This window comes from Metabacillus dongyingensis (assembly GCF_019933155.2).
In the GTDB taxonomy this organism is placed as follows: domain Bacteria; phylum Bacillota; class Bacilli; order Bacillales; family Bacillaceae; genus Bacillus_P; species Bacillus_P dongyingensis.
The window spans coordinates 4,549,594-4,564,696 of the sequence record NZ_CP082944.1; the positions used below are offsets into that span (position 1 = coordinate 4,549,594).

Annotated in this window: 15 protein-coding genes and 1 other RNA gene; 5 read left to right on the forward strand and 11 right to left on the reverse strand. The window is 40.5% G+C overall.

Going from position 1 to position 15,103, the window contains the following annotated elements; all coding sequences use genetic code 11:
• The first annotated feature begins 10 nt into the window (after positions 1-10).
• The 3 genes from K8L98_RS22555 (at position 11) to K8L98_RS22565 (ending at position 2,643) form a co-directional block, all read left to right on the forward strand.
• Positions 11-1,747: a metallophosphoesterase family protein gene (locus K8L98_RS22555; RefSeq protein ID WP_223438232.1), complete on the forward strand. Its 1,737-nt coding sequence runs from the start codon at positions 11-13 to the stop codon at positions 1,745-1,747.
• 75 nt (positions 1,748-1,822) lie between these two features.
• Complete coding sequence (tatA, locus tag K8L98_RS22560; RefSeq protein WP_223438234.1) at positions 1,823-1,999, forward strand: twin-arginine translocase TatA/TatE family subunit; 177 nt, start codon at positions 1,823-1,825, stop codon at positions 1,997-1,999.
• Positions 2,000-2,442: 443 nt separating this feature from the next.
• A complete protein-coding gene (locus K8L98_RS22565) occupies positions 2,443-2,643 on the forward strand; it encodes an IDEAL domain-containing protein (RefSeq protein ID WP_223438236.1) in 201 nt (66 codons plus the stop codon).
• Between the two features lie 807 nt (positions 2,644-3,450).
• Here K8L98_RS22565 and K8L98_RS22570 read toward each other — a convergent pair.
• The gene (locus tag K8L98_RS22570) at positions 3,451-4,002 is read right to left on the reverse strand and encodes a PadR family transcriptional regulator (RefSeq protein WP_223438238.1); all 552 of its coding nucleotides are present in this window, start codon (positions 4,000-4,002) and stop codon (positions 3,451-3,453) included.
• Positions 4,003-4,324: 322 nt separating this feature from the next.
• On the opposite strand from K8L98_RS22570, the gene K8L98_RS22575 reads away from it, so the two are divergent.
• Positions 4,325-5,554 carry a cytochrome P450 gene (locus tag K8L98_RS22575; RefSeq protein ID WP_223438240.1) on the forward strand — a complete coding sequence of 410 codons (1,230 nt, stop codon included), beginning with the start codon at positions 4,325-4,327 and terminating at the stop codon, positions 5,552-5,554.
• 244 nt (positions 5,555-5,798) lie between these two features.
• Here the strand turns inward: K8L98_RS22575 and K8L98_RS22580 are convergent, their stop codons facing one another.
• From K8L98_RS22580 to secG, 10 genes are all read right to left on the reverse strand, one after another.
• The gene (locus K8L98_RS22580; protein WP_223438242.1) at positions 5,799-5,957 is read right to left on the reverse strand and encodes a hypothetical protein; all 159 of its coding nucleotides are present in this window, start codon (positions 5,955-5,957) and stop codon (positions 5,799-5,801) included.
• Positions 5,958-6,037: 80 nt separating this feature from the next.
• The gene (locus tag K8L98_RS22585) at positions 6,038-6,787 is read right to left on the reverse strand and encodes an ABC transporter permease (RefSeq protein WP_223438244.1); all 750 of its coding nucleotides are present in this window, start codon (positions 6,785-6,787) and stop codon (positions 6,038-6,040) included.
• Positions 6,788-7,549, reverse strand: coding sequence for an ABC transporter ATP-binding protein (locus K8L98_RS22590; RefSeq protein WP_223438246.1), 762 nt, complete (start codon positions 7,547-7,549; stop codon positions 6,788-6,790).
• A gap of 170 nt (positions 7,550-7,719) precedes the next feature.
• Positions 7,720-8,061, reverse strand: coding sequence for a DUF1048 domain-containing protein (locus tag K8L98_RS22595; RefSeq protein WP_223438247.1), 342 nt, complete (start codon positions 8,059-8,061; stop codon positions 7,720-7,722).
• A 71-nt stretch (positions 8,062-8,132) separates the two neighbouring features.
• A complete protein-coding gene (locus K8L98_RS22600; RefSeq protein WP_223438249.1) occupies positions 8,133-8,453 on the reverse strand; it encodes a PadR family transcriptional regulator in 321 nt (106 codons plus the stop codon).
• An 815-nt stretch (positions 8,454-9,268) separates the two neighbouring features.
• Positions 9,269-9,632: a transfer-messenger RNA gene (gene ssrA, locus K8L98_RS22605) on the reverse strand.
• Between the two features lie 169 nt (positions 9,633-9,801).
• The gene (gene smpB / locus K8L98_RS22610) at positions 9,802-10,272 is read right to left on the reverse strand and encodes an SsrA-binding protein SmpB (RefSeq protein WP_223438251.1); all 471 of its coding nucleotides are present in this window, start codon (positions 10,270-10,272) and stop codon (positions 9,802-9,804) included.
• A 100-nt stretch (positions 10,273-10,372) separates the two neighbouring features.
• Positions 10,373-12,757, reverse strand: a complete 2,385-nt coding sequence (gene rnr, locus K8L98_RS22615) for a ribonuclease R (RefSeq protein WP_240549804.1) — start codon at positions 12,755-12,757, stop codon at positions 10,373-10,375.
• 20 nt (positions 12,758-12,777) lie between these two features.
• Positions 12,778-13,521 carry an alpha/beta hydrolase gene (locus K8L98_RS22620; RefSeq protein ID WP_223438253.1) on the reverse strand — a complete coding sequence of 248 codons (744 nt, stop codon included), beginning with the start codon at positions 13,519-13,521 and terminating at the stop codon, positions 12,778-12,780.
• Between the two features lie 169 nt (positions 13,522-13,690).
• A complete protein-coding gene (gene secG / locus K8L98_RS22625) occupies positions 13,691-13,924 on the reverse strand; it encodes a preprotein translocase subunit SecG (RefSeq protein ID WP_070874455.1) in 234 nt (77 codons plus the stop codon).
• Positions 13,925-14,106: 182 nt separating this feature from the next.
• On the opposite strand from secG, the gene K8L98_RS22630 reads away from it, so the two are divergent.
• Positions 14,107-15,036, forward strand: coding sequence for a DMT family transporter (locus tag K8L98_RS22630; protein ID WP_223438255.1), 930 nt, complete (start codon positions 14,107-14,109; stop codon positions 15,034-15,036).
• Positions 15,037-15,103 lie beyond the last annotated feature (67 nt).

A 15,103-nucleotide genomic window follows, 5' to 3' on the forward strand; every position in this document is an offset into this window, starting at 1 on the left:
GAGTAAATCAATGAGCAATGATCAATCACAAAATAAAACAGAAGAATTATCGCATGTTGATACTTTTAACCAAGGAATGGACCGACGCAGCTTTATCAAAAAGACAACTGGAGTGGCCGGAGTTGCTTTAGGTTTAACTCTTGCAAGCTCACTGCCTGGCATACCAGTAAATGCAGCATCAATCACTTCCAGCCCTTCCTTTTTAAATCCAAAAGGAAAAAAACCTAATTTAATATTTCCAGTTATAAGCGATGTTCATATCAATGCGGACAGTAATAACACATTAGAAAAATTCACCACTACTCTAGAACAATTAAACCGGGCAGTGCCAAAGCAGCACGCTTTTGTAGTTGTTGGTGATTTAACAGATAATGGTGTTACTGCAGAGTATGACAAGTTTATGTCTGCTTACAATACCAAAAAACAATCTAAAGCAGTTTCTATGTTTGCAATCGGAAATCATGACTACTGGAATGGATTATCAGTAACTGACGCTCAAAAAAGGTTTTTCGAGAAAACAGGAATGAAATCTATTTACTATCACAAGGTAATCAAAGGCTATCATTTTATTGTTTTAGGCACAGAAGATGGCAGAACAGAAGGAACATTTTCACAAAAGCAAATTGATTGGCTTGGTGAACAATTAAGGCAAGCAAACGCTGATGATCCAAAAAAACCAATTTTCGTCTTCCACCATCAGCCTATCAAAGATACCATTTATGGAAGCGAATGGGGCTTCTCAGAAAACAAAGACCTTTTTTACAATACGCTGAAAGAATATCCGCAAGCCATTACTTTTTCCGGTCACACACATTACCCTTTAGATGATCCAAGAATTATCCATCAAAAAGATTTTACTACTATTGGGACTTCTACAGGTGCTTACCTGTGGCTTGATAGCGGAAGAATTCAGGGAGAAGTGCCTGAAGGAGCAGATATACTGAATCAAGCTCTTGTGGTAGAGGTTTATGACAACAAAGTTTTGCTTCATCGCCGCGATATTCATAAAAATGCTTGGACAGGGGAACCATTTGAGATTAGCTATCCTGCTGATAAGCGTAAATTTAAATATACAGAAGATCGAGACAAAAATGCACCTTTCTTTAAGCCAAATTCAATGCTTGCCATTGATCATGAAAAAACGACGGCTGCCAGTTTAGCAATCATGTTTACTCAAGCTAAAGATAATCTTCTCCTGCACGACTATAAAGTAGTAGTGAAAAAAGCAGAAACAAAGGAGATTGCTAAACAATTCCTTGCGTTCTCAGAGTTCTACAAAGATCCTGTACCAAATCCATTGACATTGCCAATCGACGGATTGCTCCCTAATACATTATATGAGATTGAAGTACATGCCCTTGATGCATATGGAAATGTAAGTAGAAATTCTTTGAAAGTATTAGGAAAAACATTGGACGGGGTGGTTAAAGATATAACGATTACCTTATCCAAAAATGAGTTAAATGGTGTAGATGATACTGTGGAAGTTTCGGTTGAAAATGCCAGAATCCCTAACGGTGACTGGATTGGTATATATGAAGTAAATGAAAAACCGGGAGATATTGCTTCAATATGGTGGATGTATACTAAAATAACAGATGGAACATGTAAATTTACTTATGACCCAAAAAACAATGCAAATCCAGGCAGATACAAAGAAGGTGCTACATATAAATTCGTCTATTTCTATGGCAGCGGATATGAGTCTGCAGCTTCAACAACATTCACAGTAGGAAGTAAAGAATAGTATTAGTAATATCTTAAAATTTAAAATATAGAACTGTATATAAGATCATTAATCATATTTCAAGGAGGGAACAGCATGTTTCAAAATATCGGCATACCCGGATTAATCTTAATTTTGATCATTGCTCTCATCATATTTGGTCCATCTAAGTTACCTGAAATTGGACGGGCCTTTGGCAGCACACTGCGCGAATTTAAAAGCTCTGCTAAGGATTTAATTTCAGACGATAAAGAAAAGGAACAATCCAAATAAAATGGAACTTTCATCAGTGGAGCTTTTGCTACACCCCCACTGATGGTTTGTTGAGCAAACGGACCTTTGCGGCAATTTACCCAACCTTCGATTCACTTTCATTAGGACACTGCCCGTTAATATAGGATAACTGGTTTGAAGATGTGAGCAGAAAGCTTACATCTTCCACTTTTTTTGAAATGAGAAAATCTGTATCTAATCAAAAGCATCCCTTTGGGGTATATGCAACCAATAGTGTCCCTATGAAATGCTGCCCTTCTCCTATTAATCCTCCTGATGCAGTTCTATATCCTCAACAAATCACCATAATATGCAACAGCGAAGCTTATTATATACCTCCAATAAGTTGCTTTACCTTCCATCCAAATTTTACTACATTTAAATATTTGAATATTTCGATATTTATCTTTATAATAGAAAAAAGGGTAAGGAGATGAGTGCTTATGGAAAAAAAGTATTTGCTTAATCCCCCACAACAACCTGAAGTAAAAATCCTGGATTCTTTATTCGCCGAAATGGTGTTAGACAAAGCTCTTCTTAATTTCCGTAAAGAGCAAATCCAAAAAGAAATTGATCACTCGCTACAAAATAAAAACAAAGAAGAATTCATGCGATTAACTGAGGAATTAAAGAATATTTCCTAACTGCTGTATATATTTCGGGTAGATAAAATGTTCAAACTATAAAAAAAGGGAAGAAGGTAGAAATACTTCTTCCCTTTTTTCATTAACTGAAAGAACTCATTCCTTTATGGACCAAACTACAATAATGATATTTCCCCCTTGATTAATTCGTTTAATTAACTCTTCAAGCCAATAAATTGTGTGCTCTATTCTAGTTGAAACATAGCCTCTCATAAATTCTGCAAACTTCTCGTGTTCTTTGTCTATCTGAAACTGCTTTTCAACATTGCTGATTTACTCTGCTGTAATGGGATGTTTTTATACAAATTAATATATTTAATCCAGAATTTAGTAGTGATATAAAACAGGAATAAAAATGTGGTTTACGTCAGTCTCGGCTAATTACGGTACAGCAAACCGATGACGTTGAGTACTCATTGAGTGCGTATGATTCCCCTTTTCTGGCTCAACCCTGAATTTGGGTACTCATTGAGTGCGTATGATTCCCCTTTTCTGGCTCAACCCTGAATTTGGGTACTCATTGCTTGCGTATGATTCCTCTTTTCTGGCTCAACCCTGAATTTGAGTACTCATTGAGTGCGTATGATTCCTCTTTTCTGGCTCACCCCTGAATTTGGGTACTCATTGAGTGCGTATGATTCCCCTTTTCTGGTTCACCCCTGAATTTGGGTACTCATTGCTTGCGTATGATTCCTCTTTTCTGGCTCACCCCCTGAATGAAGGTAAAAAAATTCAAAGGTTATCATCTTAAGAGAAAATAATATTCAAGCAGAATCCCTATACGCAGACATAGAGATTCTGCTTTTTTCAATCATCGATCTGCTTTAAAAAAGTTAAGAGCTTTTCCATCCAGCGAATATTTTGCTCTGCTTGGCTAAATGCATGTTCACTAATAAATTGTACAGACTTCTGCTGTTTTTCACCGAGGAGTGCAAGACGTTTTTTGATTTCTTCTTTATTTTTAGTCTCTCTATATTGAGTCCATCTTTTCTTTTCTTGTTTGATAGCATCCTCTAGATAAAAAGCGGCTTTAACTGGATCAATATATTTCAACAGATAAATGGATATGTATAGGTCTTCTACCTTTGAAACTTTTTTATAACTGCTGTAAATCTCTTGTTCAAGAAAATGTCTTCCATCCTGAGTAATCCTGTACAGGGTTTTGTTTGGACGATTTTCTTTCTGAATGGATTCGACAGGTTCAATGAATCCTTTTTTCTTCAGCGCCTCAAAGTTATAGTAAAATTTTCCTTCACTCATTTTATTTATAGGTAGTGCATCAAGCAAAATTTTCTTTAATTTGTAAGGATGACTATTTTCATCGGCTAAACTCCCGAGTATAAATAATGAAAGAGACAAGAGGAATTCTCCTTTCAGATAAAAATTCTTTAAACCCTTAAATTTTATCATATTAAGCTTCGTCATACTTCCGCTTTATACAATCGAATCGTTCCATTTTCTTATTATGTATAGCTGTTGACATCATCGAAGACCAGAAATCAACGCTAATTAAAACCGAATTCCAACCATATGCAGGTTCCATGTCCTATTTCCATTTACTCTATAAAAATTACTCTGATTAGAGTAATGTGGAATTAGGGAGTGGTCACACCGGTATGATACTTTATTAAAAAGTAAAGGCAAGTTGTGTAATCCATTTTGAAGGAGGAATAGAATTATTATGAATAAAGAAGTCATTCCAATTAAAGAAATCACAAATTTCCAGTCACGTGCAGAGGAATTTTTTCCGATTGATTGGTATAAAGAAATGTTGCACCATCATCCTGTTTATTATCATGAAAAAACAAATACATGGAATGTGTTTAAATATGAAGATGTTAAACAGGTTTTAAGCAACTATGAATTCTTTTCAAGTGAAGGATCTAGAACAACTATTTTTGTTGGAGCTAATAACAAACAAGAAAAGCCTTCTCCTATAAACATTACAAATATGGACCCTCCTCAACATAGGAAGAGTCGCTCTTTATTGGCAGCAGCTTTCACTCCCCGCAGCTTGAAAAACTGGGAACCTCGTATTCAACAGATTGCAGCTGAACTTGTAGAAGACATAAAAGAGAACTCTGATGTTAATATAGTTGAAGCCTTGGCGTCTCCTTTACCCAGTCTAGTTATAGCCGATTTATTTGGGGTACCAATACAAGATAGGCATCAATTCAAAAAATGGGTTGATATCCTTTTCCAACCTTACGACAAAGAAAGGCTGGAAGAAATTGAACTAGAAAAACAAAACGCCGCAAACGAATATTTCCAATATCTCTACCCTATAGTTGTTCAAAAACGTTTGAATCTTTCTGACGATATTATCTCTGACTTAATCCAAGTTGAGGTAGATGGTGAAAAGTATACGGATGAGGAAATAGTGCAGGTCACAATGTTGCTTTTAGGTGCGGGTGTTGAAACAACCAGCCATGCGATCGCCAATACTTTCTATTCATTTCTCTATGATGATGAGTCATTATATGGGGTGCTAAAAAATAATTTGGAATTAGTGCCGCACGCAGTTGAAGAAATGCTCCGATACCGTTTTCAAATGTCACGAAGAGATCGTACTGTAAAACAAGACAATAATTTATTAGGCGTTGAGTTAAAAAAAGGAGACGTAGTCATCGCGTGGATGAGTGCATCCAACATGGATGAAAATATGTTTGACGATCCTTTCTCTCTAGACATTCATCGTTCAAACAATAAAAAGCATTTGACATTCGGAAATGGTCCACATTTCTGTTTAGGTGCACCTCTTGCACGATTAGAAATGAAAATTGCACTTGAGGCATTCTTACAAAAGTTTTCTCGTATCGAACCAGTAAATGAGTTTGAATTAGAAAAAAATTTAACTGCTTCAGCTACGGGACAGTCCTTAACTTATCTACCGATGAAGGTTTACAAGTAAGGATTAAGATATGTTAGTGGAATTTGGGAGCATCAGATCACTTCTGTTGTTCTCTTTTTTATTGATTCTGGTTAAATATCCTTTTTCAACTAAAGTATCAACTAAAAGCAAGTTCAATCGAAAAAAACTATGAATCACATTCCAACTGAAATGTAATCCATAGTTCCTTAAGTTAATGACATTGATTACCAAATCGGTTTTGCTTCAGAATCTACTCTTTTACTGTGAATTATATCTATGGGCTTTATTCTTTTAATTTCTCCTCCTGAGAAAGAGCACTACAAGCTGTAAATTCTTCTAAAGCATGCATGGCAAACCTCGCGTTGGGATAAGTGATCGAGCCGCCACCAATCACACCAATTTTGAGGGTTTCCATGGTTTCGTCGATGGTTGCCCCCGGCATTTAAGCAGCCTTCCATGTGATAGCAAATGCATTCATCGCAGCGGCTGACTATTGATATGGCTAATCCCATAGTGGTGTCCTTACCCTAACTGGCGTTTAAATGCTTTACTGGCGAAGAAGTAAGCGATGACCATGATTCCGACGCACCAGGCAAGCGCGATCCAGATGCCGTTGCCAACAGACCCATCATACAAGAGGGCACGAATCGCATTCACGATTGAAGTCACGGGCTGGTTCTCAGCGAACGCACGGACAATTTTAGGCATGGTTTCGGTGGGGACAAAGGCCGAACTGATAAACGGCAGGAAAATCAGCGGGTACGAGTAGGCTGTCGCCCCTTCCATAGACCTCGCTGTCAATCCGGGAATGACCGCCAGCCATGTCAGCGCCAGCGTAAACAGCCCGAGTATCCCGGCTACCGCGAGCCAATCCAGGATATCAGCGCTGGAACGGAAGCCCATCAAGAGCGCGACGAGGATAACCACCACGATAGTAAGCGCATTGGAAACAAGCGAGGTCAACACGTGAGCCCACAATACCGACGAGCGTTTGATGGGCATGGTAATGAAACGCGCCATCAGCCCGCTCTTTACATCCGTAAACAGCCGGACGGAAGTGTAAGCGACGCCGGATGCGATAGCCATCAGCAAGATTCCCGGCAATAAATAATTGACGTAGTTGTCCGTGCCTGTCTCTATGGCGCCGCCAAATACGTAGACAAACAGCAGCAGCATCATAATCGGCGTAATCGCCACCGTGATAATCGTATCCGGGCTGCGCGTGATGTTGCGCATTAAACGCCCTAGTAATACCCCTGTTTTGCTTTTCATTTACTTCTCCTCCTTTTTGCCGATGATCGCGAGGAAAATTTCCTCCAATGTCGGCTGCTTTTCGATGTACTCCACTTTCGCCGGCGGGAACATCTCTTTGAGTTCGTTAAGGGTACCGGTCGTGATGATTTTTCCGCCATGCAGGATGGCGATACGGTCCGCCAGTTGTTCGGCTTCCTCCAGGTACTGGGTCGTCAGCAAGATGGTCGTGCCGCCGCCGGCAAGCTCCTTGACGGTATCCCAGACTTCAATCCGCGCTTCGGGGTCAAGCCCTGTCGTCGGTTCGTCGAGAAAAATGACTGATGGCGTCCCGATCAGGCTCATGGCGATGTCAAGCCGGCGCTTCATCCCGCCGGAATATTGGTCCGCCCGGCGGTTGGCTGCATCGGTCAGGCTGAATCTTGCAAGCAGATTGTCGGCGACTTGAGCGGGATTGGAAACTCCCCGCAACTTGGCGATCATCATCAGGTTTTCCCGCCCGGTGAGCATGCCGTCTAAAGCTGCGAACTGCCCTGTCAGGCTGATGCTCTGGCGAACATGATCCGGTTGACGCTGGACGTCAAAGCCGCTAACACCTACTTCGCCGCCATCGGCCTTCATCAGCGTCGAGAGGATGTTGACCGTCGTCGTCTTGCCCGCTCCATTTGAGCCCAGCAGTGCGAAAATTTCGCCGCGCCGCACCTCAAAATCCACCCCCTTTAAGACTTCCTTGTCTTTAAAGGATTTTTTTAACCCTTTTACAGAAATCGCTGCATTGCTCATACTTTTTTCCTCCTTATAATAAGCGCCTTGCGGAGCTAGATTGCCTATACTCTACTATTTAGTCTGACTGATAATCAGTATAACTTATTACTGGTTGAAAATATAACTGAATAACGAAGGTGGCAATTCACATTTGTAACCAGCTATTCAGTCGGTATTATCTATTGAATTTATTTTTTTCCCAATCGCTTCTTGATACTCTGATTCAAATCTTCACGATACTTGGCGACATAGGTTTTAGCGTTTGCCACTAGTTCGTCGGCAAAGGACGCCACGTCGTCCCCAGTGATTTCCAGCACTTGTCTGCCTTCTGCCGCACCGGCTTCGAACAACTCGATTAATTCATACTGTATGTGCAGCATATCCATCCCGCTGCCCGCTGAGAAATTCCACATGTAGTTTTGAATTTTCTTAAATACAAACTGGTAGTCCTCTGGCAGGGCTTCAACCCGTGCCATCATCATTTTGTACTCTTTTTTATCACCAATCATTTTTTTGAACATTTCCATCATGTTATTTTTCCTCCTTTTTAATAAAGCTGAACAAGACACTCCAAAAATATCGTACGGAATATCTTATGAAGCTAGATTGACTTCAAGACGTTGATTTTTGATGATACAAAATCCCATTTTTTCCAAAAAAATTCAAGTTCCTGGCGGCCAGCCTCATTAAGTGAGTAAAACTTGCGGGGCGGCCCCATATCTGACGGTTTCTTTTCTACGTTCACCAGTTTTTTCTTTTCTAATCGCACGAGGATGGTGTAGACAGTCCCTTCCACGACTTCGGTAAACCCAAGCTGATTCAGGCGGCGGGTGATCTCGTAGCCATAGGTTTCATGGCGGCTGATGATTTCCAGCACACAGCCTTCCAGCGAACCCTTCAGCATTTCAGTTAAATTTTCCATGTTCAGCGCCTCCTCTATTCTTTCCGACTTATATTCAGTATAACTTAGTACTAAAGAAAATTTTTACTGAATAGCTTTTGGGAAATCACGCCTTCCAGCGAACCCTTCAGCATTTCAGTTAAATTTCCCATGTTCAGGGCCTCCTCTATTTTGTCTGACTTATATTCAGTATAACTTAGTACTAAAGAAAATTTTTACTTAATAGCTTTTGGGAAATTACGCTATTAAGTATTGCTTATTACAAGTACATTGTAACACCGAGTAGCAGGGGTGTCAACTATTTTTCTTGAAATATTTTTGCAACTTCACTATTCAGTGGTGTTGGTATCCAGTGTGACCTACTACAGGTATATCGTAACACGTAGTAGGTTGACAGTCAACTGGCTTTTCTAAATATTTTTAAAACCAGCTATCCCCATTGGATACAGCCGATTTTCATTATGGAGCTTTTACTTCCTCCTATGCTTCTTTCAAAATGATTACACCGCGGATTATTCCCCTCCAGCAGCTGTATATGTAGGTTCCCGGTTTCTCTGGTGTGAAAACGATGAGGTTTTATCCTACTTTCAGTGACCAATTCCTTCCGAATTAAACTTTCAAGTTTTTATTAAACTGTCTTATGTTTACAATGATTGATGTGTAATTTACAACAAAATAAAAAGAGCACCTAGTCATTAGTTAGGTACTCAATGTTAATTAGTTAAATTAAAGTAATTTAAAGAATATTTTTGCCGAAAGTTTTAAGTATATCTTTACCTATCCGGCAGTATTATGGGTAAAAATCACACATTGTTATTTTTTCACCAAAATATGTATGGTGGAGACGGTGGGAGTCGAACCCACGTCCAGAAACATCGCCACTAAAGCGTCTACGAGTGTAGTTGATATATTCGCAGTTCGCTAACTCTTATGCCTATCAACGGGCGTCGGAGCAGCTAGTCTGATTGGTCTCTTCCTTTATCCCCAGACGGAGGCATCAGGCGTAGCCCACTTAGAGTGAGTCCCTTACCCTACCACATGGGCGATGGAGGGAGGAACCGCTATAGTCTGTTATTAAGCAGCTAAAGCGAAGTTGTTGTTAGATTTGCCAGTTATTATTGGCGTGACGTTTTAACGAGGACGATCCCCTCGACTCGCAACTAAAGCTCGAACTATCCCTGTCGAATCCGTAACGTCCCCATGATTGTAAGATCGGCATGGAAGTTAATCCAGCTTCACTATGGGAAGTCCCTTAAAGGGAAACGGAAACGCTCATGAAAGATCAGAGCGGATATGAAATTGTGCTGTTTGTCTTACAAGTTCTATTATATCAGATAGGAACAAGAAATCAATTGTAAGTTATTGTCAATCAGTAGTCCTTCTGACGGTCGCGGAAAGCTCGTTCCACTTCGCGTTTCGCTTCTTTTTTCTTCAAGTCTTCACGTTTGTCATATTTCTTTTTACCCTTGCCTAAGCCAAGCAAAACCTTAGCAAAACCGTTTTTCAGGTAAACTTTCAAGGGAACAAGCGCATAGCCCTCTTCTTTTGTAAGTCCGATCAGCTTGCTGATTTCTTTGCGGTGAAGCAATAGCTTTCTTGTTCTAAGGGGCTCATGATTATAGCGGTTGCCTTGTTCGTATGGCGAGATATGCATGTTATGAAGGAAAACCTCTCCCTGCTGCACTCTTGCGAAAGCGTCCTTTAAGTTAACGCGTCCAGCACGTATGGCTTTAATTTCCGTCCCCTGCAAAACAATGCCTGTTTCATACGTTTCTTCAATCGAATAGTCATGATTTGCTTTTTTATTTTGAGCAACGACTTTTCCAGATCCTTTAGGCATGCTGCATCCCCTTTCTCTCTCTATAACGATAGGCTATATTTTAACAAAATATGAATGGAAAAGGAAGCCCAGAGAGGCTCCCATCCTAAATGTTTTCTATTTAACGTTTTTTCTTTTTTACTTTTCGTTTACTTGCAGGAGCATTTTGAAACGATTTTTTCTTCTTTTTCTTTTTATTCGGATTTTGATTGCTCCAGCCATCATCAATACTGCCGCTTCGCTCTGCAGGTTTCTTGCCTTCATCTGATGATTTTCTTCTGCCTCTGCCCTCTTTAGCACCGCTTCTTTTGCCGCGGTCTCCTTTGATTACTTTAGGAGCATCACTTGGCTGGCGGCGTCTTGTCCCTTTCATGCCGACAATTTCGAAATCTACAGCACGTTCATCTTTGTTTACATTCACAACGCGTACTGTAATCTCATCACCGATGCGGTAGACGTTACCTGTCCGTTCGCCGATCATCGCATAATTCCGCTCATCATAACGGTAATAGTCGTCGGTCAGATAGCTGACGTGAACAAGACCTTCGATTGTATTAGGAAGCTCAACGAACATTCCAAAGTTCGTTACTGAGCTGATAATCCCGTCATATTCTTCCCCGACTTTATCAAGCATGTATTCCGTTTTCTTCAGGTCATCTGTTTCACGCTCAGCATCAACTGCCCGGCGTTCCATATTCGATGATTGATCCGCGATCATGTCCATTTTTTCTGCCCATTTTGTTTTTGTTGCTTCATCCACCTTGCCTTCAATTAAGTAGGTGCGGATTAAGCGATGGACAATTAAATCCGGATAACGGCGGATCGGTGATGTGAAATGAGTATAGAACTCCGTTGAAAGACCAAAATGCCCCAGACTTTCCGGATCATATTTAGCCTGCTTCATCGATCTCAGCATGACAGTGGATATAACCATTTCCTCAGGCTGTCCCGCTACATCATCTAAAATATCCTGTAGGGCACGAGGGTGAATTGTGTTTGCTGTTCCTTTTACGGCGTATCCAAAGTTCGTTACAAATTCCAGGAATCGCTGCAGTTTTTCTGCATTAGGTTCTTCATGTATGCGGTAAATAAACGGCACATTCATCCAATGGAAATGCTCTGCGACTGTTTCGTTTGCAAGCAGCATGAATTCTTCAATCAAACGTTCAGCAACAGTGCGTTCACGTATGACAACATCATGAGGCTTTCCTTCTTTATCAACCAGCACTTTTGCTTCTTTAAAATCAAAGTCAATTGCCCCGCGGGTCATCCTTTTATTCCGGAGTATTTGCGCAAGCTTTTCCATCCTTTGAAACATTGGTACTAGCGATTCATATTTCTCAAGCAGTTCTGGCTTTTGATCAACCAGTATTTCCTTTACATCAGAATATGTCATGCGCTCTGTCGTTTTGATTACGCTCTGGAAAATTTCGTGCTTTACAACTTCCCCTTGACTGTTGATTTCCATCTCACAAGAGAGCGTCAGGCGATCCACCTTTGGATTAAGGGAACAAATGCCATTTGATAAACGGTGCGGAATCATCGGAATAACGCGGTCAACTAAATAAACGCTCGTTGCGCGCTCTAATGCTTCCTTATCAATTGGAGAGTTCTCTGTTACATAGTGACTGACATCCGCGATATGAACTCCTAATTTGTAATTTCCATTTTCAAGCTCTGTAACGGTAACTGCATCATCCAGATCTTTTGCATCCGCACCGTCAATTGTGACAATGACCTCATTGCGAAGATCCCTGCGGCCCTTGATATCTTCTTCACTGATTGTTTCAGGAACATCATTGGCCTGTTCTAATACTTCTACCGGGAAAGCCTGCGGAAGACCATGCTTATGAATAACAGATAGAATATCAACGCCTGGATCGTTTTTATGTCCAAGAATCGCAATGACTTCTCCTTCTGCACTCATTCTTCCTTCTGGGTATGTTGTCAGGTGAACAACCACTTTGTGTCCTTCAATTGCTCCATTTGAAGCTTTTTTAGGGATGAAAATATCATTTGGAATCTTTTTATCATCGGGGATGACAAAACCAAAGTTTTTACTCTCTGTATAAGTTCCGACAACCTCTTTCAGACCGCGCTCTACAATGCGGATTACTGTGCCTTCCTGTCTGCTCCCGCTCGATTCGGTGCTGACTCTGACCAGGACAGTATCCCCGTGCATGGCGTTATTTAGCTCACTCGGCGGAATAAACACATCTCCTTGATTTGGATCCTCTGTAATAACAAATGCAAATCCTTTAGCATGTCCGCTGACTTTTCCTCGAATTAAATTCATTCGTTCCGGCAAGCCGTAGCGGTTGCTTCTTGTGCGCACAATCAGACCTTGTTCCTCCATCATCACAAGAGCTTTTACAAACTCCTTGAATTCAGAAGAATCCTCAATTCCAAACGCTTCTTCAAGCTCCTGAACGGTTAAAGGCTTGTATGCTTCTTCTTTCATAAAAGAAAGCAGTTTATCAATATGTATCTTCATATTATTATCCATTTGCGTCCCTCCTTTTGGGATTATTGCCAATCAAGACTTTCTAAAAACTCATGCACATCTGCATGGAGCTGATCGCGCTCTTTATCCAGTGTGATGACATGTCCTGATTCTTCGTACCATTTTAAATACTTGTTATTAGATTCTACTTCGTTATAAATAATATTTGCACTATCTGTATTAATCATGTGGTCATGTCTTGCTTGAGCGACAAATGCCGGCGAATAAACCATATCCACATTATTTCTTACATCTGCAATCAGTTCCTGAAGAGCCCTAAGAGTATTCATTGGCGTTTTTTCAAATTGTTTCATTTCCTCTTCGATTTCTGCTTCTGATTTTCCTTCGAATTTCTTAAAGTTGCGGGCATACTCTAAAATCCCCTTGTACATCACATCTTCACTCTTGATATACATAGGGGCACACATCGGAACAATACCCTTTACAGGTACAGTGTAACCCAATTTGACAGAAAACACACCGCCAAGGGATAAACCGGCAACCGCGATCGATTTATGCCCGCGCTCTTTCAGCAGATTATAGCCGTCCATCACGTCCTTCCACCAATCTTCAGGACCAGTGTGAACAAGCTCTTCAGGCGGTACACCATGGCCTTTGTATTGAGGGGCGTGACAAGTATACCCTCTCTCATTCAAATAGCGTCCAAGCATCCTTACGTCAGCTGTGTTGCCCGTAAAACCGTGCAGAAGCAGGACGGCACGGTCTCCGCCTTCAAATGTAAATGGTTTTGGCCATACTCTCTTCATTTTAAAAACTCCTTTTATGTAAGTATCTTTTTATAATGTTCCATCATCTGTTTCTATTTAAACAAACGTTTGATTAAAGGGCAAAAATGTTGAATCATTAAGGGATTCTGGATAAATGACAAAAGGGAGTCTGATAAGAATCAGACCCCCATTCGATCAATGTCATGTATTAAAATCCAGCGTACGAAACCGCAATCGTCAGTATAAAAAAGAGAACTGATAACACGACTGTCGCACGATGAAGCACCAAATCCATTCCGCGTGCTTTTTGTTTCCCGAAAAGCTGTTCAGCTCCTCCGGAGATAGCACCTGATAAACCAGCACTTTTCCCTGACTGAAGTAAAACAACAGTAATAAGAGCAATACTTACAATTACAAGTAATGTGATTAATAAAATGTGCATGGACGACACCTCCTAAAACCCGGTTAGCATTATTTTCAATTTACCATATTGAAAGCCAAATGTCACTATCATTCGAATGTATGTCCCATCTTTATTCTTAGCCTCACGAAACAATTCTTTTGAGGGAAAAGCTTCTTATATGATATGCTACTTAGATAGTTTGGCAGAAAGAAGGGAAAACCTTGAAGAACACGCGCATCTATCTTATCTTGATCGGTGTTATGCTCATATGGGGACTTAACGTGCCTTTACTCAAAATCATTGTTGAAAGCTTTATGCCTGTTACGGTAACAGCCGTACGAATTTTTACTGCAAGTATTTGTGTACTCATTATCTTATCCTTTTTAAAACTTCTTCGCAAACCGACTGCCAAGGAAACGATGTATATTGCAGGCGGCGGCCTGCTGAACGTTGTGTGCCATCACTATTTCCTTTCAGTAGGACTGACAATGACCACTTCTACAAATGGAGGCTTGATACTTGGCCTTGGTCCTATGCTTACAGCCATCTTATCCATTCTCTTTCTGAATCAAAGACTGACAGTCATACGATTTACAGGTTTTGTGCTGGGACTGACTGGAGTAGGATTTACCATTTTAGCAGGAAGCAAAGGCATCAGCAGCATGAATACGGGAGATATCTATATCTTCATATCTATTTTCACACAGGCCTGCAGCTTCATTATTATTAAAAAAGCGTGCCGGACACTTGATCCTCGCTTAATGACAGGCTATATGCTTTTCTTCGGCTCAATGATCCTATTTGTCATCAGTTTGTTTACTGAACCTGAAGGAATAAAGAGCCTCTTTCATGGTACACCTGCTGTATGGGGAGTCTTTTTCGCATCAGCCATTCTCGCAACCGCGATCGGGCATATGACATATAATTTTGCAATTGGAATGGTCGGTCCTGCAGAAACATCCATCTTTATGAATCTGAGCACATTTTTTGCTCTCGCAGGATCTGCTCTTATTTTAAAAGAAGCCATTTTGCCTTCTCACTTAGTCGGACTTTGCTTCATTGTTACTGGCGTCATCTTGGGGTCAGGAGCCTATGAAGAATTCAGGTATCGTCATAAACTCAACAAACATGAAGCTTCGTCTTCTGGTTAAACAGCGTCTTTTTTTTAGGATGCTGTTTTTTTATTGGATGGATATGAGAATTGCCGCTGAAAAATTG

Coding starts and splice junctions, on each gene's coding strand:
- K8L98_RS22575 (WP_223438240.1), top strand. CDS start 4,325: ATGAATAAAGAAGTCATTCCAATTAAAGAAATCACAAATTTCCAGTCA.
- secG (WP_070874455.1), bottom strand. CDS start 13,924: ATGCACATTTTATTAATCACATTACTTGTAATTGTAAGTATTGCTCTT.
- K8L98_RS22565 (WP_223438236.1), top strand. CDS start 2,443: ATGGAAAAAAAGTATTTGCTTAATCCCCCACAACAACCTGAAGTAAAA.
- K8L98_RS22580 (WP_223438242.1), bottom strand. CDS start 5,957: ATGCCGGGGGCAACCATCGACGAAACCATGGAAACCCTCAAAATTGGT.
- K8L98_RS22620 (WP_223438253.1), bottom strand. CDS start 13,521: ATGAAGAGAGTATGGCCAAAACCATTTACATTTGAAGGCGGAGACCGT.
- rnr (WP_240549804.1), bottom strand. CDS start 12,757: ATGGATAATAATATGAAGATACATATTGATAAACTGCTTTCTTTTATG.
- tatA (WP_223438234.1), top strand. CDS start 1,823: ATGTTTCAAAATATCGGCATACCCGGATTAATCTTAATTTTGATCATT.
- K8L98_RS22600 (WP_223438249.1), bottom strand. CDS start 8,453: ATGGAAAATTTAACTGAAATGCTGAAGGGTTCGCTGGAAGGCTGTGTG.
- K8L98_RS22555 (WP_223438232.1), top strand. CDS start 11: ATGAGCAATGATCAATCACAAAATAAAACAGAAGAATTATCGCATGTT.
- K8L98_RS22590 (WP_223438246.1), bottom strand. CDS start 7,549: ATGAGCAATGCAGCGATTTCTGTAAAAGGGTTAAAAAAATCCTTTAAA.
- K8L98_RS22585 (WP_223438244.1), bottom strand. CDS start 6,787: ATGAAAAGCAAAACAGGGGTATTACTAGGGCGTTTAATGCGCAACATC.
- smpB (WP_223438251.1), bottom strand. CDS start 10,272: ATGCCTAAAGGATCTGGAAAAGTCGTTGCTCAAAATAAAAAAGCAAAT.
- K8L98_RS22595 (WP_223438247.1), bottom strand. CDS start 8,061: ATGATGGAAATGTTCAAAAAAATGATTGGTGATAAAAAAGAGTACAAA.